At 68.2% G+C, this 20724-nt stretch carries 18 protein-coding genes; 13 read left to right on the forward strand and 5 right to left on the reverse strand.

Features of this window, described 5'->3' with window-relative positions:
• Positions 1-7: 7 nt before the first annotated feature.
• Complete coding sequence (locus QQK43_RS07545) at positions 8-439, reverse strand: GreA/GreB family elongation factor (protein ID WP_284307260.1); 432 nt, start codon at positions 437-439, stop codon at positions 8-10.
• Positions 440-724: 285 nt separating this feature from the next.
• The gene (locus QQK43_RS07550) at positions 725-1651 is read right to left on the reverse strand and encodes a LysR substrate-binding domain-containing protein (protein ID WP_234263922.1); all 927 of its coding nucleotides are present in this window, start codon (positions 1649-1651) and stop codon (positions 725-727) included.
• Positions 1652-1714: 63 nt separating this feature from the next.
• Between QQK43_RS07550 and argB the strand changes: the two genes are divergently transcribed.
• From argB to QQK43_RS07600, 10 genes are all read left to right on the forward strand, one after another.
• Positions 1715-2626 carry an acetylglutamate kinase gene (argB, locus tag QQK43_RS07555; RefSeq protein WP_284307261.1) on the forward strand — a complete coding sequence of 304 codons (912 nt, stop codon included), beginning with the start codon at positions 1715-1717 and terminating at the stop codon, positions 2624-2626.
• Positions 2627-2704: 78 nt separating this feature from the next.
• Positions 2705-3397 carry a response regulator gene (locus QQK43_RS07560; RefSeq protein WP_234263924.1) on the forward strand — a complete coding sequence of 231 codons (693 nt, stop codon included), beginning with the start codon at positions 2705-2707 and terminating at the stop codon, positions 3395-3397.
• Between the two features lie 19 nt (positions 3398-3416).
• On the forward strand, positions 3417-4874 hold the full coding sequence (locus tag QQK43_RS07565) for a sensor histidine kinase (protein WP_284307305.1): 1458 nt from the start codon (positions 3417-3419) through the stop codon (positions 4872-4874).
• 99 nt (positions 4875-4973) lie between these two features.
• The gene (slmA, locus tag QQK43_RS07570) at positions 4974-5657 is read left to right on the forward strand and encodes a nucleoid occlusion factor SlmA (RefSeq protein ID WP_234263926.1); all 684 of its coding nucleotides are present in this window, start codon (positions 4974-4976) and stop codon (positions 5655-5657) included.
• 144 nt (positions 5658-5801) lie between these two features.
• Positions 5802-6485: a TetR/AcrR family transcriptional regulator gene (locus QQK43_RS07575; RefSeq protein ID WP_284307263.1), complete on the forward strand. Its 684-nt coding sequence runs from the start codon at positions 5802-5804 to the stop codon at positions 6483-6485.
• A 39-nt stretch (positions 6486-6524) separates the two neighbouring features.
• The gene (locus QQK43_RS07580) at positions 6525-8321 is read left to right on the forward strand and encodes an acyl-CoA dehydrogenase C-terminal domain-containing protein (protein WP_284307264.1); all 1797 of its coding nucleotides are present in this window, start codon (positions 6525-6527) and stop codon (positions 8319-8321) included.
• A 25-nt stretch (positions 8322-8346) separates the two neighbouring features.
• Positions 8347-8784 (forward strand): DUF2147 domain-containing protein, encoded by a 438-nt coding sequence (locus QQK43_RS07585; RefSeq protein ID WP_284307265.1) that lies wholly within the window; start codon positions 8347-8349, stop codon positions 8782-8784.
• 25 nt (positions 8785-8809) lie between these two features.
• The gene (locus QQK43_RS07590) at positions 8810-11209 is read left to right on the forward strand and encodes a 3-hydroxyacyl-CoA dehydrogenase/enoyl-CoA hydratase family protein (protein WP_284307266.1); all 2400 of its coding nucleotides are present in this window, start codon (positions 8810-8812) and stop codon (positions 11207-11209) included.
• A 9-nt stretch (positions 11210-11218) separates the two neighbouring features.
• The gene (locus QQK43_RS07595; protein ID WP_234263932.1) at positions 11219-12427 is read left to right on the forward strand and encodes an acetyl-CoA C-acyltransferase; all 1209 of its coding nucleotides are present in this window, start codon (positions 11219-11221) and stop codon (positions 12425-12427) included.
• A gap of 71 nt (positions 12428-12498) precedes the next feature.
• On the forward strand, positions 12499-13314 hold the full coding sequence (locus QQK43_RS07600; protein WP_234263933.1) for an acyl-CoA thioesterase: 816 nt from the start codon (positions 12499-12501) through the stop codon (positions 13312-13314).
• Positions 13315-13635: 321 nt separating this feature from the next.
• On the opposite strand, the gene QQK43_RS07605 is transcribed toward QQK43_RS07600, so the two are convergent.
• On the reverse strand, positions 13636-15957 hold the full coding sequence (locus QQK43_RS07605; RefSeq protein ID WP_284307267.1) for a patatin-like phospholipase family protein: 2322 nt from the start codon (positions 15955-15957) through the stop codon (positions 13636-13638).
• A gap of 165 nt (positions 15958-16122) precedes the next feature.
• Between QQK43_RS07605 and QQK43_RS07610 the strand changes: the two genes are divergently transcribed.
• The gene (locus QQK43_RS07610; RefSeq protein WP_284307269.1) at positions 16123-16887 is read left to right on the forward strand and encodes an enoyl-CoA hydratase; all 765 of its coding nucleotides are present in this window, start codon (positions 16123-16125) and stop codon (positions 16885-16887) included.
• Positions 16888-16929: 42 nt separating this feature from the next.
• On the opposite strand, the gene QQK43_RS07615 is transcribed toward QQK43_RS07610, so the two are convergent.
• Positions 16930-17715: an SDR family oxidoreductase gene (locus QQK43_RS07615; RefSeq protein WP_284307271.1), complete on the reverse strand. Its 786-nt coding sequence runs from the start codon at positions 17713-17715 to the stop codon at positions 16930-16932.
• A 104-nt stretch (positions 17716-17819) separates the two neighbouring features.
• Here QQK43_RS07615 and QQK43_RS07620 point away from each other — a divergent pair, with 104 nt between their 5' ends.
• Positions 17820-18731, forward strand: coding sequence for an AraC family transcriptional regulator (locus QQK43_RS07620; protein ID WP_284307272.1), 912 nt, complete (start codon positions 17820-17822; stop codon positions 18729-18731).
• A gap of 31 nt (positions 18732-18762) precedes the next feature.
• On the opposite strand, the gene QQK43_RS07625 is transcribed toward QQK43_RS07620, so the two are convergent.
• The gene (locus QQK43_RS07625; protein ID WP_234263939.1) at positions 18763-19155 is read right to left on the reverse strand and encodes a VOC family protein; all 393 of its coding nucleotides are present in this window, start codon (positions 19153-19155) and stop codon (positions 18763-18765) included.
• A gap of 326 nt (positions 19156-19481) precedes the next feature.
• Here QQK43_RS07625 and QQK43_RS07630 point away from each other — a divergent pair, with 326 nt between their 5' ends.
• Positions 19482-20705: an ABC transporter substrate-binding protein gene (locus QQK43_RS07630; protein ID WP_284307273.1), complete on the forward strand. Its 1224-nt coding sequence runs from the start codon at positions 19482-19484 to the stop codon at positions 20703-20705.
• Positions 20706-20724 lie beyond the last annotated feature (19 nt).

Here is a 20724-nt window from a genome sequence, read left to right on the forward strand (position 1 = left end):
CCGGTGGTCAGAGCGTGTACTGGCCGTCGGCCTCCGGCTGGAACACCACGCCCAGGATGCGCAGCGTGTCGCGCTGCCCGTCCGGGCCGGTGAGTTCCACCGCATCGCCCTGGCGCCGCCCCAGCAGCGCCATGCCCACGGGCGACAGCACCGACACGCGTCCCGCAGCCACGTCGGCATCCGGCGGGTAACACAGGGTCAGCCGCCGCTCGCCCTCGCCAGGGGCCTGGCCCAGCACCACCTGCGAGTTCATCGTCACCACGTCGGCAGGCACGTCCTGCGGCGCCACTTCGTCGGCGCTGTCGATCAGGTCCATCAGTTCGGCGGCCAAAGCCTCCGCCGGCAGGCGCTTGAGCCAGCGGTGCAGCCGGGCGCGGTCGGTGGCCGTCACCACCGGCCAGTCGGGGGCGGCGGCATTCGAAAGAGGGGGGGCATTCATGAATCACTCCTGTCAGCAAACACCCCGGCAACCATGCCCCGGGGTCGGGCCGAGCGTGGGCGGAACACGGTCCACCCTGTGCAGAAGGCCCGGCGATGGGAAGTGACGCTCAGTTCAGAAAAGGGGGGAGAGGCATCGCCGGGCCAGATCATCTGCGGCGCGGCGTTTCGGTGCGGCCTCCCCCTGGGCGTTCGCACGCGCCGTGGTCTGCACAAAGACAGCCCGGCGGGTGGGGACGAGGGGGTGGCGGAGATTCATGCCGGCATCATAGCCCGGCCCCGGGGATCAGGCCACGGGATGTGTGCTCAGGTAGGCCTGTAGGTCGCGCCAGAACGCCTCGACCGTGCCCTTGGCTTTGCGCGTGCCGGAACGCTCGCGGTAGAGGCGGATGTCCAGCCCGGTCTCAAAGCCGTCGCCAGCGCTGACCAGGCGCCGCGCACGCACTTCGCGCCGCACCGCGCTGGCGGGCAGGAAGGCAATGCCGTGGCCTTCCAGGGCCATGGCCTTGAGACCTTCGGACATGTCGGTTTCGTAGATGCGGTCCAGGTGCACCGGGGTGCCGCTGGCGCGCAGCACCTGGTCAACGGCACGCCCCATGTAGGCACCGGGCGCGTAGGCCAGGTAAGGCAGCGGGTGCGCGGCCGTGCCGGGCAGTGCGTAGCGGGGCCGGCCCTCGGCGTCGGGTTTCACATACGGCGAGAGCGTCTCGCGCCCCAGGGGTAGCATCTCGTAGCGCGCGGCGTCGAGCTGGATCGGCTGCGATGTGTGGTGGTAGGCGATCAGCAGGTCGCAACTGCCTTCCATCAGCCGCATCACCGCGTCGTGCACGTTCATCGCGATCAGGCGGCTTTTGATCGGCGCGCAGCTTTCGCGCAGCCCCGACAGCCAGGCGGGGAAAAACGTGAACGCCAGCGTGTGCGGCACGGCGAACTCGATCACGTCCTGCGCAGCCGCGGTGTGCGCCCGCAGCATCGCACGCGTGGTCTGCAGGGCCTGCAGCATCTCCAGCGCCTGGGTGTAGAGCGTCTGTCCGGCCGGGGTCAGGCGCGTCGGGTAGGACGAGCGGTCCACCAGGTCCGTGCCGGCCCAGGCCTCCAGCGACTGGATGCGCCGGGAGAACGCCGGCTGGGTGACGTGGCGCAACTGCGCCGAGCGGCTGAAGCTGCGCGTCTCGGCCAGGCTGACGAAGTCTTCGAGCCACTTGGTTTCCATGGATCGGCATTATGGCGAGCCCTAGAATTCCGTCATCCCCGCATTCCCGCCACCGGAGCCTTCATGACCTGCCCGACCGCCCAACCCACCGACCTCTCCCACGTGCAGCCGCGCGACAAGGCCGAAATCCTGGCCCAGGCCCTGCCCTACATCCGCAGGTACCACGGCAAGACCATGGTCATCAAGTACGGTGGCAACGCCATGACCGATCCGGCCCTGCAGCAGGCCTTCGCCGAAGACGTGGTGCTGCTCAAGCTGGTCGGCATCAACCCGGTGGTGGTGCACGGCGGCGGCCCGCAGATCGAAACCCTGCTGCAGCGCCTGGGCAAAAAGGGCCACTTCATCCAGGGCATGCGCGTGACCGACGCCGAGACCATGGAGGTGGTCGAATGGGTGCTGGCCGGCGAGGTGCAGCAGGACATCGTGGGCCTGATCAACCAGGCCGGCGGCAAGGCGGTGGGCCTGACGGGTCGGGACGGCGCCATGATCCGCGCCCAGAAGCTCCAGCTGTCGGACCAGCAGGACCCGAACGTCAAGCACGACGTCGGACAGGTGGGCGACATCGTCTCCATCGACCCTTCGGTGGTGAAGGCGCTGCAGGACGACCAGTTCATCCCCGTGGTCAGCCCGATCGGTTTCGGCGAAAAGAACGAGAGCTACAACATCAACGCCGACGTGGTGGCCGCCAAGCTGGCCACGGTGCTGCAGGCCGAGAAGCTGCTGATGCTGACCAACATCCGCGGCGTGCTCGACAAGGCCGGCCAGCTGCTGACCGAGCTGACCCCGCGCCGCATCGACGAGCTGTGCGAAGACGGCACCATCAGCGGCGGCATGATCCCCAAGATCGCGGGCGCGCTGGACGCCGCCAAGAGCGGCGTCAACGCGGTGCACATCATCGACGGCCGCGTGCCCCACGCGCTGCTGCTCGAAGTGCTGGGCGACCAGCCCTTCGGCACCATGATCAAGAGCCATTGATGGCACCGCTGCGCCCACCGCGCGCGCCCTGCCGCCTTCTCGCCAGCGCCTCGCCGGCCCCCATCCGCGACTGAAACGATGCGCCTGCTCCTGGTCGAAGACGACGTGATGGTGGCCAGCGGCATCAAGCTGGGCCTGTGCGATGCCGGCTACACCGTCGACTGGGTCGGCAGCGGCGAGCGCGCCGAACAGGCCCTCGACCGGGAGAGCTTCGACCTGGCCATCGTCGACATCGGCCTGCCCGGCATCGACGGCCTGGAGCTCACACGGCGCCTGCGCGAACGCGGCCTGTCGATGCCGGTGCTCATTCTCACCGCCCGCGACGCCCTGCACGACCGCGTGCAGGGGCTGGACCTCGGCGCCGACGATTACATGGTCAAACCGTTCGAGCTGCCCGAGCTGCTGGCCCGTCTGCGCGCGCTGTTGCGCCGCTCCCAGGCCGCCACCTCGGCGGTGCTCAGTTTCGGCGCGCTGGAGATGGACACGGCCCACCGGCGCGTCACCCTGGCCGGCCAGGTCATGGACATCGGTCCGCGCGAATGGACCGTGCTCGAATACCTGCTGATGCAGGCACCCAAGCCGGCGGCCAAGGACAAGCTGCTGGCCGCGCTGACCGGCTGGGACAAGGAAATCACGCCCAACGCCATCGAGGTCTACGTCTCGCGGCTGCGGGGCAAGCTGGAGCCTGCGGGCATTCTGCTGCGCGCCATCCGGGGCTTCGGCTACCGGCTCGAACTGGCCGGGGCGACCGACGATGCCCACCCCGGCTGAGCCCCGCCCGCCCGAGGGCATGATCTGGGGCCTGCAGAAGCGCCTGCTGGTTCTGCTCATGCTGCCGCTGAGCCTGGTCGGCCTGGTCAGCATGTTTTTTCACTACCAGAGCGCGAGCACCGTCGCGCTGCAGAAAGACCAGCAGTTGCAGCGCCTGCTGCCCATGCTGGCCGATTCCATCGTGGTGGTGAGCGACGCCCCCATGCGCGACGAGCTCGACGACGACCCTGGGCTGGTGTTGCTGCTGGCGCCACCGGTGGAAGAGTTCCTCAAAGAGCGCGAAGGGTTCGCCGCCTACGGCATCGCCGACCACAACGGCCGGCAGCTCGCGGGCGAGAGCTGGCTGCCCACCATCTTGCCCAGCACCGACGACGCGGAATTCGTCAGTGTCGTCGAAGGCGGCATCACCTACCGGGTCATTGCCCAGCGCAACCCGACCGCGGCCGGCGACATGATCCTCATGCTCGCCGACGGCTCCGACGCGCGCCAGCACTGGCTTGACACCGTGCTCGTGCGCGTCATCCTGCCCAACCTGGTGCTGCTGCTGGTCGCAGCGGCTGCCGTGACCTGGGCTGTCGCGCGCGCCTTGCGTCCGCTGCTGACCCTCAAACTGGCCGTCGAACGGCGCTCGCCGCGCGACCTGTCTCCGCTGGACGTGGAGAGCGCCCCGGTGGAGGTGCGGCCCCTGGTGACCTCGCTCAACCGCCTCTTCGGCCTCGTGAACCAGCAGGCCGAAGCCCAGCGCCGCTTCGTCGCGGATGCAGCCCACCAGTTGCGCACGCCGTTGGCGGGCCTGCAGGCCCAGGTCGAGGCCTGGGCCCAGGCCGCCCGCAGCAAACAGGGTGCCGACCTGCTGGCCTTGCGCGTCGATCAGGTGCAGCGCCTGCGCGACGCCACCCGACGCACCTCCCAGTTGGCCAACCAGTTGCTGGCCCTGTCGCGGGCCGACACGGCGAACGCCTCGGCCCAGCCGACCCAGCAGGTCGACCTGATGGACCTGTGCGAAACCATTCTGGCCCTGTACCTCGACGCGGCGGCCGAAAAGCAGATCGACCTCGGGCTGGAAACCGAACCCGCCCAGGTGACCGGCCACGGCTGGCTGCTGCGCGAACTGCTGATCAACCTGGTGGACAACGCCATCAAGTACACCCCCGCCGCGGGGCGCGTCACCCTGCGCTGCGGGCTGCAACAAACCCCGCTGGGCCAGCAGGCCTGGCTGGAGGTCGAAGACGACGGCCCCGGCATTCCCGCCCACGAACTGCACAAGGTGCTGGACCGCTTCTACCGCCTGCCCGGCACGCCCGGCGAAGGCAATGGCCTGGGACTGGCCATCGCCGATGAAATCGCCCGTGCCCACCACACACTGCTGCAGCTTCACCGCGGCGCGCAAGGACAGGGCTTGCGCGTGCGCGTCGACTTCGTTCCGGTGTCTCCGCCGCCCGAAGAACCCGCAAGCGCCCCCATGCCGTTCGCCTGAGGGGCCGCCACAAGCCTGTGCGAAAATGTTTCTCGAGGAAGACAGACGTGCGGCCGAGACCTTCGGCTCCACAAAGGCCGACCCCCTGACCGAACGCCCATGACCTCCAGCGCCCCCGAGTCCACGCCCCTGGCCGACACCGAGGCCGACCTCCCCACTCCCGCCGCCGATCCATCGCCCGCTCCCGGACGCAAGCGTCCGCGCCCGGGCGAACGCCGTGTGCAGATCCTGCAGACGCTGGCCAGCATGCTGGAGCAGCCCGGGGCCGACCGCATCACCACCGCGGCGCTGGCGGCCCGGCTGGAAGTCAGCGAAGCCGCCCTGTACCGGCACTTCGCCAGCAAGGCGCAGATGTTCGAAGGGCTGATCGATTTCATCGAACAATCGGTCTTCAGCCTCATCAACCAGTTGGGCGAACGCGAACCCGATCCGCTGCAGCGTTGCCGCAAGCTGGTTGCCCTGCTGCTGCAGTTCGGCGAAAAGAATCCCGGCATGACCCGCGTCATGGTCGGCGACGCGCTGGTGTTCGAGAACGACCGCCTGCAGCAGCGCATGAACCAGTTCTTCGACAAGATCGAGGCCGCCCTGCGCCAGGATCTGCGCGAGGCGGCCACCATCGCCGGGACGGCCACCCCCACGGTCGATGCCCAGGCCGATGCCTCCACCCTGACCGCCTTCTGCGTCGGCCGCTTGCAGCGCTATGCCCGCAGCGGCTTCCGGCGCCTGCCTGCCGAAGGCATCGAACACAGCCTGGTGCGCCTGCTCCCGACGGCTCCCCTCTGACCACAAGGGTTTACCCGCAAATCCCGGCACTTCGCCGCAGAAGCGCACAAAAAAACCCGCGATACGACCCCGGCCGATGCGCACGGGGTCTTTTTTTGGGTGAAAATAGCACGATCGTTCGTTTTATTTTCTTCCCAGCGTCCCATGCCCACGCCCCCCGTCCCGCGCAGCCGCTCACGGCCTTTGCAAAAAGGCCAGCAGACCAAAGCCGCCATCGTCGACGCCGCGCTCGGCCTGGCCACCCAGATCGGGCTGGAGGGGCTGTCCATCGGGGCGCTGGCCGAAGTCATGCAGATGAGCAAGTCGGGGGTGTTTGCCCATTTCGGCTCGCGCGAAGAACTGCAGATCTCGGTGGTCCGTGAATACCACGCCCGTTTCGAAGAGGAAGTGTTCTACCCGGCCATGCAGGCGCCACGCGGCCTGCCCCGACTGCGCGCGCTGTTCAACAACTGGATGAAGCGCACCTCGGTCGAAATCGATTCGGGTTGCATCTACATCAGCGGCGCGGTCGAATTCGAAGACCGCACCGGCCCCGTGCGCGATGCGCTGGAATGGTCGGTCAACACCTGGCTCGAAGCCATGCGCCGTGCCATCGCCCTGTCGGTCGAAGAAGGCCACCTGCGCAGCGACACCGATCCGGCGCTGATGGGCTTCGAGATCCACGCCCTCATTCTGGCGCTGCATTACGAGGCGCGTTTCCTGCGCCGCCCCGACTCGCTGCAACGCGCCATCACCGCTTTCGAGAGCATCGTGCAGCGCTACAGCACCGGCACGATCCTCGCGGTCCCCGCCACCACGGGCCGTCCCCGCAGCGGCGTCAAGGCCTGACCCGTTTTTTTGCCTCACCACACCCTTAGGAGTCCACCCATGCCCGTCTACAACCCGCCCCTGCGCGACATGCAATTCGTGATGCATGAGGTTTTCAACGTCGAGGCCGAATTCAAGGCCATGCCGGCCCATGCCGAGACCGACGCCGACACCATCAACGCCGTGCTGGAAGAAGCGGGCAAGTTCGCGGCCGAAGTGGCCTTCCCGCTGAACATCAGCGGCGACACCGAGGGCTGCACGCTCAACAAGGACACGCACGAAGTCACGCCGCCCAAGGGCTTCAAGGAAGCCTATGCGCAGTACGTGGAAGGCGGCTGGCCCGCGCTGTCGTGCGACCCCGAGTTCGGTGGCCAAGGCCTGCCGTACGTGGTCAACCAGTGCCTGTACGAAATGCTCAACAGCGCCAACCAGGCCTGGACCATGTACCCGGGCCTGAGCCACGGCGCCTACGAAGCCCTGCATGCCCACGGCACCGACGAGCAGAAGAAGACCTACCTGACCAAACTGGTGAGCGGCGAATGGACCGGCACCATGTGCCTGACCGAGCCCCACTGCGGCACCGACCTGGGCCTGCTGCGCACCAAGGCCGAGCCCCAGGCCGACGGCAGCTACAAGATCACCGGCAACAAGATCTTCATCTCGGCCGGCGAACACGACATGGCCGAGAACATCGTCCACCTGGTGCTGGCCCGCCTGCCCGATGCGCCCAAGGGCAGCAAGGGCATCAGCCTGTTCGTGGTGCCCAAGTTCAAGGTCAATGCCGACGGCAGCCTGGGTGAGCGCAACCCGATCTTCTGCACCGGCCTGGAACACAAGATGGGCATCCACGGCAACGCCACCGCGCAGATCGCGCTGGACGGTGCCATCGGCACGATGGTGGGCGAGCCCAACAAGGGCCTGGCCGCCATGTTCGTGATGATGAACGCCGCCCGCCTGGGTGTGGGCAACCAATCGCTGGGCCTGACCGAAGTCGCCTACCAGAACGCCCTGGCCTACGCCAAGGACCGCCTGCAGATGCGCAGCCTCTCGGGCACCAAGGCCAAAGACAAGGAAGCCGATCCGATCATCGTGCACCCCGACGTGCGCAAGATGCTGCTGACGGCCAAGGCCTACGCCGAAGGCGGCCGAGCGCTGCAGATCTTCTGCACGCTGCTGCTGGACAAGGCCCACAACCACCCCGATGAGAAGGTGCGCAAGGAGTCCGACGAACTGGTAGCCCTGCTGACCCCGATCGTCAAGGCCTTCATCACCGACAACGGACACATCAGCACCAACGCCTGCATGCAGGTCTTCGGCGGCCATGGCTTCATCAAGGAATGGGGCATGGAGCAGTACGTGCGCGACAACCGCATCAACATGATCTACGAAGGCACGAACACCGTGCAGTCGCTGGACCTGCTGGGCCGCAAGGTGCTGGGCAACCAGGGTGCCACGCTCAAGAAGTTCGGCAAGCTGATCGCGGCACTGGTGGAAGAAGAAGGCGTGAACGAGCAGATGGCCGAGTTCGTCAACCCGCTGGCCTACCTGGGCGACCAGATGACCAAGTTCACGATGGAGATCGGCTTCAAGGGCATGCAGAACCCCGACGAAGTGGGCGCCGCCGCGGTCGACTACCTGCGCGTGGCCGGCCACCTGGCGTTCGCCTACCTGTTCGCCCGCATGGCCCAGGTGGCGCTGAAGAAGATCGCTGAAGGCAGCACCGATCCGTTCTACACCGCCAAGCTGCAGACCGCGCGCTTCTACTTCGCCAAGCTGTTCCCCGAAACGGCGACGCTGATGCGCACCGCCCGCGCCGGCAGCCGCGTGCTGATGGACACCGAAGCGGCCCTGGCCTGAAGCGCCACCGTCCAGGAGAAGAGCGATGAAGCGGAAAGCCTTGATCACCGCCGCCGTGCTCGGCGGCTGGGTGGTGAGCGCCATGGCGCAAATGACTCCCGAAGGTCTCTGGCGCAACGTCGACGACAAGACGGGCGAGGCCAAGGCCGAGATCCGCATCGCGGCCGGCGCCAATGGCGTGCTCCATGGTCGGATCGAGAAGACGCTGGTGAGCTCGGGCGAGCCGCTGTGCACCGAATGCACCGATGACCGCAAAGGCCAGCCCAAGCTCGGTCTGGAAATCATCCGCGGCGCCCAGAAGTCGGCCACCGATACGCTGTGGGAAGGCGGCCGCATCCTCGATCCTGAAAACGGCAAGGAATACACCCTGCGTTTGACGCCGCTGGAAGGCGGCAAAAAGCTGCAGGTGCGCGGCTACATCGGCCCCTTCTACCGCACCCAGGTCTGGACCCGCGTCGAGTGACGCGGCCACCATGAACGGAACCCCCATGAAATCATTTCAAGTGAAAAAAGTCGCCGTGCTCGGCGCGGGCGTGATGGGCGCGCAGATCGCGGCGCACCTTGTCAACGTCAAGGTGCCGGTCGTTCTCTTTGACCTTCCTGCCAAGGAAGACCCGAAGAGCGGCATCGTCATCCGTGCTGTCGAGAACCTCAAGAAGCTCAAGCCCTCGCCGCTGGGCGTGGCCGCCGACGCGGAGCTGATCACCGCCGCCAACTACGAAGAGCACCTGGCCCTGCTGGGCGAGTGCGACCTCGTGATCGAAGCCATCGCCGAACGCATGGACTGGAAGCGCGACCTGTACCAGAAGATCGCGCCGCACGTGGCCCTGCACGCCATCCTGGCCTCCAACACCTCCGGCCTGTCGATCACCAAGCTCAGCGAAGCGCTGCCCGAGGCAATCAAGCCGCGCTTCTGCGGCATCCACTTCTTCAACCCGCCGCGCTACATGACGCTGGTGGAACTGATCGCGACGCCCACCACGCAGCCGCAGATCCTCGACGATCTCGAAGCCTTCGTCACCAGCGGCCTCGGCAAGGGCGTGGTGCGTGCCAAGGACACGCCCAACTTCATCGCCAACCGCATCGGCATCGCCGGCATGCTGGCCACGATGAAAGAGGTCGACAACTTCGGCCTGACCTACGACGTGGTGGACGACCTCACCGGCAAGCGCCTGGGCCGCGCCAGCAGCGGCACCTTCCGCACCGCCGACGTGGTGGGTCTGGACACCATGGCCCACGTGGTCAAGACGCTGCAGGACAACCTGGACGAAACCACCGACCCGTTCTACGGCAGCTTCGGCACACCGCCCGTGCTGGCCAAGCTGATCGAGCTGGGCCACCTGGGGCAGAAGACCAAGGCCGGTTTCTACAAGAAGGTCGGCCGCGACGTGCTGCGCTTCGAGCTGGAGAGCGAAGAATACGTGCCCGGTGGCCAGAAGGCCGACGAGGTCTACGGCCGCATGCTCAGGAAGCCCGCGGCCGAACGCCTGAAGCTGCTGCGCAACAGCACCGGCCCGCAAGGTCAGTTCCTGTGGGCCATTCTGCGCAACGGTTTCCACTACGCCGCCGTGCATCTGGCCAGCATCGCCGACACCGCTCGCGATGTGGACCAGGCCATGCGCTGGGGCTTCGGCATGAAGCAAGGCCCGTTCGAGCTCTGGCAGGAAGCCGGCTGGCTCGACGTGGCGAAGATGGTGCAGGAAGACATCGACGCCGGCAAGGCGCTCAGCAAGGCGCCGTTGCCCGAGTGGGTGTTCAAGGGCCCGGTGGCCGAGGCCGGCGGCGTGCACACCGCCGAGGGTTCGTGGAATCCCTCCAAGGGCAGGTTCGAAGCGCGCCGCAGCCTGCCGGTGTATCAACGCCAGCACTTCCCCGAGCTGCTGCTGGGCGAAGCCGGGCCGAAGTTCGAGACGGCCGGCACCACCATCAGCGAAGACCGGAACCTGCGCACCTGGACGCTCGACGGTGAGGTGCTGATCGCCAGCATCAAGACCAAGATGCACACGCTCAGCCCCGAGGTCTGCGAAGGCCTGATGGCTGCCATCGCCCTGGCCGAGGCCGAGTACCAGGGCCTGGTGGTGTGGTCGGGCGATGAACCCTTCAGCGCTGGTGCCGACCTGCAGGCCCTGCTGCCGGCCTTCATGGCCGTGGGTGTGGCCGCGGTGGAAGACGCCGAAGGCTTCATGCAGCAGATGATGCTGCGCCTGCGTTATGCCAACGTGCCCGTGATCAGCGCCATGCGCGGCCTGGCCCTGGGCGGTGGCTGCGAGCTGGCGGTGCACAGCGCGCGCCGCGTGGCCCACATGGAAAGCTACGTGGGCCTGGTGGAAGTGGGCGTGGGCCTGATCCCGGGCGCCGGCGGCCTGACCTACATCGCCCGCCGTGCGGCGGAGAACGCGAAGACCTCCACCGGCAAGGACCTCCTGCCTTTCCTGACCGAGGGCTTCACCGCCGCCGCCATGGCCAAGGTGGGCACCAGTGCCATCGAATCGCGCACCATCGGCTACCTGCTGGAGAGCGACCTGATCGTGCCGCACAAGGACGAGGTGCTGTTCGTGGCGCTCAACGAAGCCAAGGCGCTGTTCCGCGCCGGCTACCGCCCGCCGCACAAACGCCTGTTCCCCGTGGCCGGCCGCGACGGCAAGGCCACCATCCTGGGCCAACTGGTGAACATGCGCGACGGTGGCTTCATCAGCCGGCACGACTTCCACATCGCCAGCCTGATCGCCAACGTGGTCACCGGCGGTGACGTCGATCCGGGCACACTGGTGAGCGAGGAGTACCTGATGACGCTGGAGCGTCAGGCCTTCTGCTCGCTGATCGAGCACCCGAAAACCCAAGAGCGGATTCTCGGCATGCTGAACACCGGCAAGCCCCTGCGCAACTGAGGACGCGACATGAGCAAACAGATTCAAGACGCCTACATCGTCGCCGCCACCCGCACGCCCATCGGGCGCTCGCACAAGGGCTCGTTTAAGCACCTGCGCCCGGACGACCTGCTGGCCCACGCGCTGCGCGCCGCCATGGCCCAGGTGCCCAGCCTGGACCCGAAAGCCGTGGAGGACGTGATCGCCGGCTGCGCCATCCCCGAGGCCCAGCAGGGCCTGAACGTGGCGCGCATCGGCGCCATCCTGGCCGGGCTGCCCAACAGCGTGGGCGGCATCACCGTCAACCGCTTCTGCGCCTCGGGCCTCTCGGCCGTGGCGATGGCGGCCGACCGCATCCGCGTGGGCGAGGCCGACGTGATGATCGCTGCCGGCGTGGAGAGCATGAGCATGGTGCCCATGATGGGCAATAGCCCCAGCCTCTCGCCCACGATCTTCCGCAACACCGATGACATCGAGAGCTACGGCATCGCCTACGGCATGGGCCTGACGGCCGAGAAGGTGGCGCAGCAATGGAAGGTGAGCCGCGACGCGCAGGACGCGTTTGCCGTGCAATCGCACCAGCGCGCCGTGCTGGCGATGAAGAACGGTGAGTTCACCGACGAGATCACGCCCGTCACCGTGCAGGAACGCAGCGTGGACCTGGAATCGGCCGAGGTGTCCATCAGCGAGCGCACCGTGAGCCTGGACGAAGGCGCGCGCCCCGACACCACGCTCGAAGGCCTGGCCAGGCTGCGCACGGTGTTCGCCGCGCGCGGCTCGGTCACGGCCGGCAACAGCTCGCAGACCAGCGACGGCGCGGGTGCGCTGATCCTGGCCAGCGAAGCCGCCGTCAAACGCTTCGGGCTGACGCCGCTGGCGCGCTTCGTGAGCTACGCCAGCAAGGGCGTGCCGCCGCACATCATGGGCATCGGTCCGATCGAGGCGATTCCGGTGGCGTTGAAGTACGCTGGCCTCACGCAAGACCAGATCGACTGGTTCGAACTGAACGAGGCCTTTGCCGCGCAGTCGCTGGCGGTGATGAACACCCTGGGCCTGGACCCGGCCAAGGTCAACCCCATGGGCGGCGCCATCGCGCTCGGTCACCCGCTGGGCGCGACCGGGGCCATCCGTTCGGCCACCGTGGTGCATGCGCTCAGGCGGCACAACAAGAAGTACGGCATGGTCACCATGTGCGTGGGCATGGGTCAGGGCGCGGCGGGCATCTTCGAGCGGGTATGACCCTGTGCGGGGCGGGGTGCTGTCGCCCGACAGACCACCCGGCCCCGTCTGTGCGGGCACACTGCAGCCCGATGAACACCCCCGCCACCTCCGCCTTCGACGAAGCCATCGCGCTCTCGGAAACCGCTCCCGGCCGCTACCGTGGCCAGACCCACCCGGGCTACGCCAACATGGTCGGCCCTTTCGGCGGCATCACCGCCGCCACGGCGCTGGCCGCTGTGTGCCGCCACCCGGAGCGCCTGGGTTCACCGGTTGCGCTGACCGTCAACTTCGCCACCGCGCTGGCCGACGGGGCCTTCGAGCTGGAGGCCCGGCCCGTGCGCACCAACCGGTCGACCCAGCACTGGGTGATCGAGTTGCGCCAGAACGGCGCCGTCGCGTTCACGGCCACGGCCATCACCGCCACGCGCCGCGACACCTGGGGCGTCGATGACGAAGCCAAGCCGGCGGTGCCCGCGCCCGACAGCGTGCGCCAGATGGCCATCCCCTCGCCCGTGCAGTGGGTCAAGCGCTACGCCATGCGCCCCATCGAAGGCCTGCTGCCCATGAAGTGGGACGGCAGCGGCATCGGCAGCCGCTCGCGCCTGTGGGTGCGCGACGAGCCGCCTCGCCCCCTCGACTTCGCCAGCCTGACCGCACTGGCCGATGTGTTCTACCCCCGGGTGTGGTTGCGCCGCGCGACCATGGTGCCGGCCGGCACGGTGTCGATGACGGTGTACTTCCACGCCGGCCCTGAGGAATTGGCCGCCACCGGCACCGGCTGGCTGCTCGGCCAGGCCCGCGCCCAGGGCTTTCGCAACGGCTTCTTCGACCAGACCGCCCAGCTCTGGAACGAGGCCGGCCGCCTGCTGGCGACCACGCACCAGGTCGTGTACTACAAGGAATAACCGGGCCCCGCGCGGCGGCGGCGCGGCGTTGGAGGCCAATGGGCCGCCATCACGCTGCTGGATTCCCGCCTGCGCGGGAATGACGGTGTCTGCGCGCCAGCGGCCGCGTCAGCGGTCCAGCGTGGGGGCTGACGGGCCAGCCGCCGGGCCGCCATGGCGTTGCGGGATTCCCGCCTGCGCGGGAATGACGGTGTCTGCGCGCCAGCGACCCGCGCAGCGGCGGAGCGTGGGGGCCCAGAACCCAGCGCCGGGCCGCCCCAAGCGGGGTTCACGCCCCCTCGGGGGGCAGCGACCCGCGCAGCGGCGGAGCGTGGGGGCTCTTCATGGCCGCCCGAGGAACAGGTACAGCCCGGTGTAGCCACGCGGCGCGCTGACCACGCTCAGGTACAACGGCCCCAGCGCGGTGTCGGCCCCCACGAACAGGCTGCGGCCGACCAGCAGGTCGTTCCAGCTCGCGTCGCGCCGACGCAGCCAGGCGTTGCCGGCCTCCAGCGAGCCTCCCACAAACAAAGCCCGTGTCAGCGGGCTGTTCCAGGGCAGGCGGTGGTAGTAGGTCAGCCGGCCGAACGCCAGCATGTTGCCCGAGACCTGGCCGATGCGAAAACCCGAGAGCTGCTGGAAGCCCCCGAGCGAAAACTCGTCGATCGAGCCGATGGCCAGGCGGCTGGCGCGCGCCGCCCGGAACCCGAGGTTGAGCGTGTCGCGGCCCCAGGTGATGGCGCCGGTGGCGGTCAGGTCCATCTTCACGAAGCTGGACGATGGCTGGCCACTGACGAGGCGGCGCCCGCCGATCAGCTCGCCACGCAGCCGGTACCCCGAGGTCGGGAAGTTGGCGTAGTCGAGTTGGTCGGACACCAGGCTGAAGCGCAGGCCGTTGTCGCGCCAGCGCTGGCGCCAGATGGCCGGATCGATGTCCGACAGCGAGGTGCTGATGATCTTGGGCGAAGTCTGGCGCCAGGCCGACAGCAGGCCCACCCGCGCCTCGCCCAGGTGGCCGAGCACCCCCAGCGGCCAGCCGTAGTCCAGCCCCAGGTCCACGTGCGTGCGCGACAGGCTGGCCGCCGCTTCGCCGCTGCCTTCGAACAGGTCGACCCGGCGCAGGCTGCTGCTGAGATAGGCCGACAGGAACTGCGTGCCGTCGCGGCCCAGCGGCTGGTAGAACTCGGTCGACGCCACCGAGGTCTGCCCCAGTTGCAGCAGGTTGCGCCACTCGGCGCCATAACGGTTGATCCAGCGCCGGTTGTGGCTCAGACGCAGGTTGAAGGCCGACTGGCCCTCGAAGTCGGTGCGCAGGTCCAGCCCCATGCGCAGGTAGTTGGGGCCCCAGTCGTTTTCGCGCAGGCGGATCACCAGCGCCTCGCCGCTTTCGGCATGCAGGCGGTCCAGCCGGTAGTCGACCCGGTCGAAGTCACCCGTGGCGGCCAGCGTGCGCAAATCCTGCTCGACGCGCTGCACGTCCAGCGGCTGGCCGGCCTCGCTGTCCACCAGTTGGCGCACGCGGTCGATACGGTCCTGCTCCACCCCTTCAAAGCGCACCTGAGAAACCCAGCTGTCGGCGCCCTGCTCCTGGGTCAGCCGCGTCTGCCGGTGCGCCTGCCACGCGGCGTAGGCCTCGGGCGTGACCGCAAAACGGTCCAGCGCCTGCCGCACGGATTCGGCATAGTCGCGCCCGATCTTCACCAGGTCTTCGGCCCGGTCGAAGCTGGCCGAGGTGATGGTGCCCAGGTCGGGCAGCAGCAGCAGGTCGGACTTGGTGAGCATGTCCATGCTGCGCCGCACGTTCTGCTCGGTCAGGATGTTCACCATCTGGGTGGTGATGCCCACCAGCGTGCCCAGGGTCTCGCGGCCGGCCAGCGGCGTGCCGATGTTGACCGCGATGATCACGTCGGCCCCCATGCGGCGGGCCACGTCCACCGGCAGGTTGTTGACCAGCCCGCCGTCGCCCAGGATGCGGCCGTTGACCTCCAGCGGCGAAAACACCCCTGGCACCGACATGCTGGCGCGCAGCGCGGCCGCGAGGTCGCCGTGGTCCATCACGATGGGCTCGCCGGTCTCCATGTCGGTGGCCACCGCGCGGAAGGGAATCGGCAGGCCGTCGAACGACGCGAGGTGGCGCGCGCCCAGCGTGTAGCGGCGCAGCAGCAGCTCCAGCGACCGGGTCGACACCGCACCGGTGGGCAGGCGGAATTCGCCATCGCGAAAGCCGAGTTCGATCAGCGGCGCGAGCTCGAAGTCCTCTTCCTTGCGGCGCTGCGACAGCAGCTGGCGCGGTTCGCTGCGCTGGAAGATGCCGCCCCAGTCGAGCGACACCACCTCGTCCTGCAGGGCCTGCGGGCTCATGCCCGCCGCGTAGAGCCCGCCGACGATCGCCCCCATCGAGGTGCCCACCACCATGTCCACGGGCACCCGCGCGGCTTCCAGCACCTGCAGCACGCCCACGTGCGAAAGCCCTCGCGCCCCGCCGCCCGACAGCACCAGCGCCACCTTGGGCCGGGCCGGGTGCAGCAGGCGCGAAAGCGGGGTGTCCGCCGCGGCGGCGGTGGCGGGCCAGCCCGCCAGCAGGGCCAGGCCGGCCAGCAGGCCGGCGCACCGCGGGCGCGCAAAAAAACAGGACAGAAGACGGCGGATAAGCATGGCAGCCATCAGGCGGAAAGTGGCATCGAACCGCAGTGTAGGCGCCCGCAGGAGTGCGGGCAGCCCGTGTCGCCCCAGGCGCACGCGATGCCCCCTGCGGCCGCCCTTTCGTGGTAACTTGGCGGCCCTTCCGAGCGGTCCCCGCGACCGGCCCCTTCACCGCATTCCAGCACCATGAGCGACATCCTGACGCACACCGACGGCGGCGTGACCACGCTGACCTTCAACCGCCTCGACAAGAAGAACTCCATCACCAGCGCCATGTACGCCGCGCTGGCCGACGCCATCGAGGCTGCAGCGGCCGACCCGGCCGTGCGCTGCGTGCTGATCCAGGGCCACGAGACCGTGTTCTCCGCTGGCAACGACATCGCCGACTTCCTGAACAACCCGCCGGCCGGGCAGGACTCGCCCGTGTTCCGCTTCCTGCGCGGCATCGCCCAGTTTCCCAAGCCGCTGCTGGCGGCCGCCTGCGGCCCGGCTGTGGGCATCGGCACCACGCTGCTGTTCCATTGCGACCTGGTCTACGCCGGCGACAACGCCGCGTTCTCGATGCCGTTCGTGAACCTGGGCCTGTGTCCCGAAGCGGCCTCCAGCCTGCTGGTGCCGCAGATGCTGGGCTACCACCGCGCCGCCGAAGCCCTGCTGCTGGGCGAACCCTTCATGGCCGAAGCCGCGCTGGAAGTCGGCCTGGTCAACCGCGTGCTGCCCCCCACCGAAGCCAACAGCTACGCCCAGGGCGTGGCGCGCAAGCTCGCGGCCAAGCCGCTGGCCTCGCTGGTGGAAACCAAGCGCCTGATGAAAAAGGGCCAGGCCACCCTGGTGATGGACACCATCGCCGAGGAAGGCGCGAGCTTCGGCCGCATGCTGCGCGAGCCCGCCGCGCGCGAGGCTTTCGGCGCCTTCATGGAACGGCGCAAGCCCGACTTCTCCAACCTGTAAGCCGCTACCGGCCGGCACGCCCTGCAACCGCGCGGCGCGGCCTCACAGGGCCACGGCGAATTCCTGTCGCCCGTCGGCGAACAGCGGGTTGCGTGCCGCCAGCGCAACCGCGTCGGCGCCGGCCGCGTACCGCAGCCGCGACGAGGCATCCTGGGCAGCCGCCCACACGGTTTCGGCCACATCGGTTTCTCGCGTCACGGTGCCGTGCTGGCCGAATTGCGCAAAGACCGACTGCGCATAGGCCGCATAGGGTTCGGGAATCAGGCCCTGCATGCGCTCGGCGCCGTTGGCCGTGAACCGCGTGGTGGGCGCGTAACCTGGCTCCACCAGCTTCAGCCGCACGTTGAACGCTTCCAGCTCAAACGCCAGCGATTCGGTGAATCCTTCCACTGCTGTCTTGCTGGCGGTGTAGGCCGCCACCAGCGGCATGGGCGCCAGCGTGGCGCTGGAGGTGACGTTGATCACCGTGCCGGCGCGGCGCGCCCGGAACTGCGGCAGCACCGCCTGCGTCATGGCCAGCACGCCCAAGGTATTGGTCTCGAAGATATCGCGCACGGTGGCCATGGGCGTCGCCTCGAAGGCCCCGAACAGGCCCAGGCCCGCGTTGTTCACCAGCACGTCGATGGGGCCAGCGGCTTCCAGGGCGCTGGTGATGCTGTCGGGGCGGGTCACGTCCAGCGGCAGCACCTGCAGGCGGGCGGACGCAGGCAACAGGTCGTGGCGCGGTTGGCGCATGGTGGCCACTACCCGCCTGCCCTGGGCGAGAAAGTGGCGGGCGGTTTCGAGGCCGTAGCCGGACGAACAGCCGGTGATCAGAACGGTTTTCATGACAGAACTCCTGAGGTCGGGTTGAGGAATGGCACCAACGATACCGGCTGAAAACAGGATTAACTACAATCAATAGTCCATATTTGATTTGCAGGAGTCCGGTTTTGATCGACCCCATGGCCGAAGTCATCAGCCTGCTGAAACCGCGTGCGGTGTTCGCCAAGGTGATCAGCGGGGCCGGCGCCTGGGCCGTGCGCTACACGGCGTTCGGGCAGCCGAGCTTTTGCACCATGCTCGAAGGACAGTGCGTGCTCGCGGTGGACGGGGTACCCCCCGTGGATCTGCAGGCCGGCGACTTCGTGCTGCTGCCAGCCACGCCTGGTTTCACCCTGTCCAGCCAGGCGCCTGCGGCGCCGGTGCTCCTCGACCCCAGCGCCGCGCCCGGCACGGTGACCGAGTTGCGGCATGGCCGGCAGACCGGTCCGGCCGACGTGCGCATGCTGGGTGGCGGCTTCGCGTTCGACGCGCCCGACGCCGCGCTGCTGGCCTCGCTGCTGCCGGTGCTGGTGCACGTGCGCGGGGTGGAGCGCCTGTCGCTGCTGGTGAAGCTGGTCCGGGACGAGTCGCTGGCAACCCGCCCCGGTCGCGAGCTGGTGCTGGGCCGGCTGGTGGAGGTGCTGCTGATCGAGGCCCTGCGCGCCCACCCGCCCGAGGGGGCGCCTGCCGGCCTGCTGCGCGGCCTGGCCGATGCGCGGATCGCCGCGGGCCTGCGCCTGATGCACGGCGACCCCGCCCAGCCCTGGACGGTGGAGGCGCTGGCCCGGGAAGCCGCGCTGTCACGTTCCACGTTCTTCGAACGCTTCTCGCGCGCCGTGGGCATGCCGCCGATGGAGTACCTGCTGGTGTGGCGCATGGCGCTGGCCAAGGACCTGCTGAGCCGCACCAGCCTGGCCATTGCCGATGTGGCCGCGCGCGTGGGCTACGGATCGGCCAGCACCTTCAGCACGGCCTTCAGCCGCCACGTGGGTCTGCCGCCCGGGCGCTACGCGCGCCAGCGCAGCACGGCAACGGGCTGAGCCCCGGCCGGCGTTTCAGAAAACGGCCGATTTACCGCGGCCGATGCATGGCGCAGAGCTTGTTCCCGTCCGGGTCACGCACATAGGACAGGTGCATGGCGCCCAATTGGCCTTCACGCAATCCTGGCGGGTCCTCGATGGACACCCCGCCGTGCGCCACCGCCACGTCGTGAAACTGCTGCACCTGCTCCGGCGACAGGCACTTGAAGCCGACCGTTCCGCCATTGGCGAAAGTGGCCGACTCCCCGTTGAGGGGCTCGCTGACACAGAAGGTGCCGCCGTCGTGCCGGTAGAACAGGCGGTCCTGGCCGGTGGCGTTGCGGTTGCGGTGCGGCTCGCCCACACCCAGCACGCCCAGCACGGCGTCGTAAAACCGCTTCGAACGCTCAATATCGTTGGACCCGACCATCACATGGCTGAACATGCCTTTGTCTCCTGGAAACTGGTTTGATCAAAGCCCGGCCGGCGTCTGAGCGCCGCCGGGACCACTGACAGCCCGCATTCTGATGGAGCGACCCGGCAGGGGCTGTCGCCACCGCACCAGCCCAGGTGCCCAGGCGGAATGCGGATGGACGGGTGGCAGCACGCCCCGCTGAAAGGAAGCACGTGCTCGTCGGCAAAGAAGCCCATCATGTGCATCTTGAGTAGATCCCTGTGCCTCCCGCCCATGGTTCCCGGACGTGTGCTCTCCTAGCATTGGCCCGACTCGAACACCGAGTTCGGGGCAATAACCCAACAGGAGACAAGCACATGGATCTGAAACAGTGGGCAGCCGCGTCCGTTGTCGCCGCTGCAAGCCTGGGCGTGGCCCAGGCACAAGGCACCCAGCCGGGCAAACTCTCGAACAACGTACTGCGCATCGGCGTGCTGACCGACATCTCCGGCGTCTACGCCGACATCTCGGGCAAAGGCGCGGTCGAGGCAGTCAAGATGGCCGTCGAAGACTTCGGCGGCTCGATGTTCGGAAAACCGATCGAGGTGGTTTTTGCCGATCACCAGAACAAGGCCGACGTGGGCGCCGCCAAGGCGCGCGAGTGGTACGACGGCGGCGTCGACATGATCAACGACCTGGCCAACTCCGGTGTGGCCCTGGCCGTTGCCGGTGTGGCCAAGGAGAAGAAACGCCACGCCATCGTGAACAACGCGTCCAACGTGGGCGTGACGAACGCGCAATGCTCGCCCTACACGGTGCACTACGCCTACGACGCCTATTCGCTGGCGCACGGCACCGGCAAGGCGATTGCCGAAGCCGGCGGTGACACCTGGTTCTTCCTCACCGTGGACTTCGCCTTCGGCATCGGCCTGGAGCAGCAGGTGGGCGACGTGGTGCGGGCCAACAAGGGGCGCGTGGTGGGCGCTGCGCGCCACCCGCTGGGCACGACCGACTTCTCCTCCTACGTGCTGCAGGCGCAGGCGTCCAAGGCCAAGATCGTGGGCCTGGCTTCCACCGGCAACGACACCATCAACGCCATCAAGGCGGCCAACGAATTCGGCATCACCAAGAACCAGAAGCTGGCCGCGCTGCTGCTGTGGATCCAGGACGTGCACGCCCTGGGCCTGCCCACCGCGCAGGGCCTGCAGCTGACCAACGCCTGGTACTGGGACATGAACGACGAGTCGCGCGCGTTCGCCAAGCGCTTCCAGCAGCGCGTGGGCGGGCAGATGCCGAACATGGCGCACGCGGGCGACTACTCGTCCACCATGCACTACCTCAAGGCGGTGCAGGCAGCGGGCACGGACGACCCGGACGCCGTCTCGGCCAAGATGCGCGAAATGCCCATCAGCGACATGTTCACCAAGGCCGGCAAGATCCGCGAAGACGGCCGCATGGTGCACGACATGTACCTGTGGGAAGTGAAGTCGCCCGCCGAGTCCAAAGGGCCGTGGGACTACCTCAAGCCCGTGAAGACGATCCCGGGCGACCAGGCCTTCATGCCGCTGGCGCAGAGCAGCTGCTACCTGGTCAAGAAGTAAAAGTAGACGCCCCCCGTTG

The sequence above is a fragment of the Hydrogenophaga electricum genome (genome assembly GCF_030160815.1).
In the GTDB taxonomy this organism is placed as follows: domain Bacteria; phylum Pseudomonadota; class Gammaproteobacteria; order Burkholderiales; family Burkholderiaceae_C; genus Hydrogenophaga; species Hydrogenophaga electricum.

What these genes read in the sequence shown, in the direction of transcription:
- QQK43_RS07545 (WP_284307260.1), bottom strand. Translation starts at nt 439, where the DNA reads ATGAATGCCCCCCCTCTTTCGAATGCCGCCGCCCCCGACTGGCCGGTG.
- QQK43_RS07550 (WP_234263922.1), bottom strand. Translation starts at nt 1,651, where the DNA reads ATGGAAACCAAGTGGCTCGAAGACTTCGTCAGCCTGGCCGAGACGCGC.
- argB (WP_284307261.1), top strand. Translation starts at nt 1,715, where the DNA reads ATGACCTGCCCGACCGCCCAACCCACCGACCTCTCCCACGTGCAGCCG.
- QQK43_RS07560 (WP_234263924.1), top strand. Translation starts at nt 2,705, where the DNA reads ATGCGCCTGCTCCTGGTCGAAGACGACGTGATGGTGGCCAGCGGCATC.
- QQK43_RS07565 (WP_284307305.1), top strand. Translation starts at nt 3,417, where the DNA reads ATGATCTGGGGCCTGCAGAAGCGCCTGCTGGTTCTGCTCATGCTGCCG.
- slmA (WP_234263926.1), top strand. Translation starts at nt 4,974, where the DNA reads ATGACCTCCAGCGCCCCCGAGTCCACGCCCCTGGCCGACACCGAGGCC.
- QQK43_RS07575 (WP_284307263.1), top strand. Translation starts at nt 5,802, where the DNA reads ATGCCCACGCCCCCCGTCCCGCGCAGCCGCTCACGGCCTTTGCAAAAA.
- QQK43_RS07580 (WP_284307264.1), top strand. Translation starts at nt 6,525, where the DNA reads ATGCCCGTCTACAACCCGCCCCTGCGCGACATGCAATTCGTGATGCAT.
- QQK43_RS07585 (WP_284307265.1), top strand. Translation starts at nt 8,347, where the DNA reads ATGAAGCGGAAAGCCTTGATCACCGCCGCCGTGCTCGGCGGCTGGGTG.
- QQK43_RS07590 (WP_284307266.1), top strand. Translation starts at nt 8,810, where the DNA reads ATGAAATCATTTCAAGTGAAAAAAGTCGCCGTGCTCGGCGCGGGCGTG.
- QQK43_RS07595 (WP_234263932.1), top strand. Translation starts at nt 11,219, where the DNA reads ATGAGCAAACAGATTCAAGACGCCTACATCGTCGCCGCCACCCGCACG.
- QQK43_RS07600 (WP_234263933.1), top strand. Translation starts at nt 12,499, where the DNA reads ATGAACACCCCCGCCACCTCCGCCTTCGACGAAGCCATCGCGCTCTCG.
- QQK43_RS07605 (WP_284307267.1), bottom strand. Translation starts at nt 15,957, where the DNA reads ATGGCTGCCATGCTTATCCGCCGTCTTCTGTCCTGTTTTTTTGCGCGC.
- QQK43_RS07610 (WP_284307269.1), top strand. Translation starts at nt 16,123, where the DNA reads ATGAGCGACATCCTGACGCACACCGACGGCGGCGTGACCACGCTGACC.
- QQK43_RS07615 (WP_284307271.1), bottom strand. Translation starts at nt 17,715, where the DNA reads ATGAAAACCGTTCTGATCACCGGCTGTTCGTCCGGCTACGGCCTCGAA.
- QQK43_RS07625 (WP_234263939.1), bottom strand. Translation starts at nt 19,155, where the DNA reads ATGTTCAGCCATGTGATGGTCGGGTCCAACGATATTGAGCGTTCGAAG.
- QQK43_RS07630 (WP_284307273.1), top strand. Translation starts at nt 19,482, where the DNA reads ATGGATCTGAAACAGTGGGCAGCCGCGTCCGTTGTCGCCGCTGCAAGC.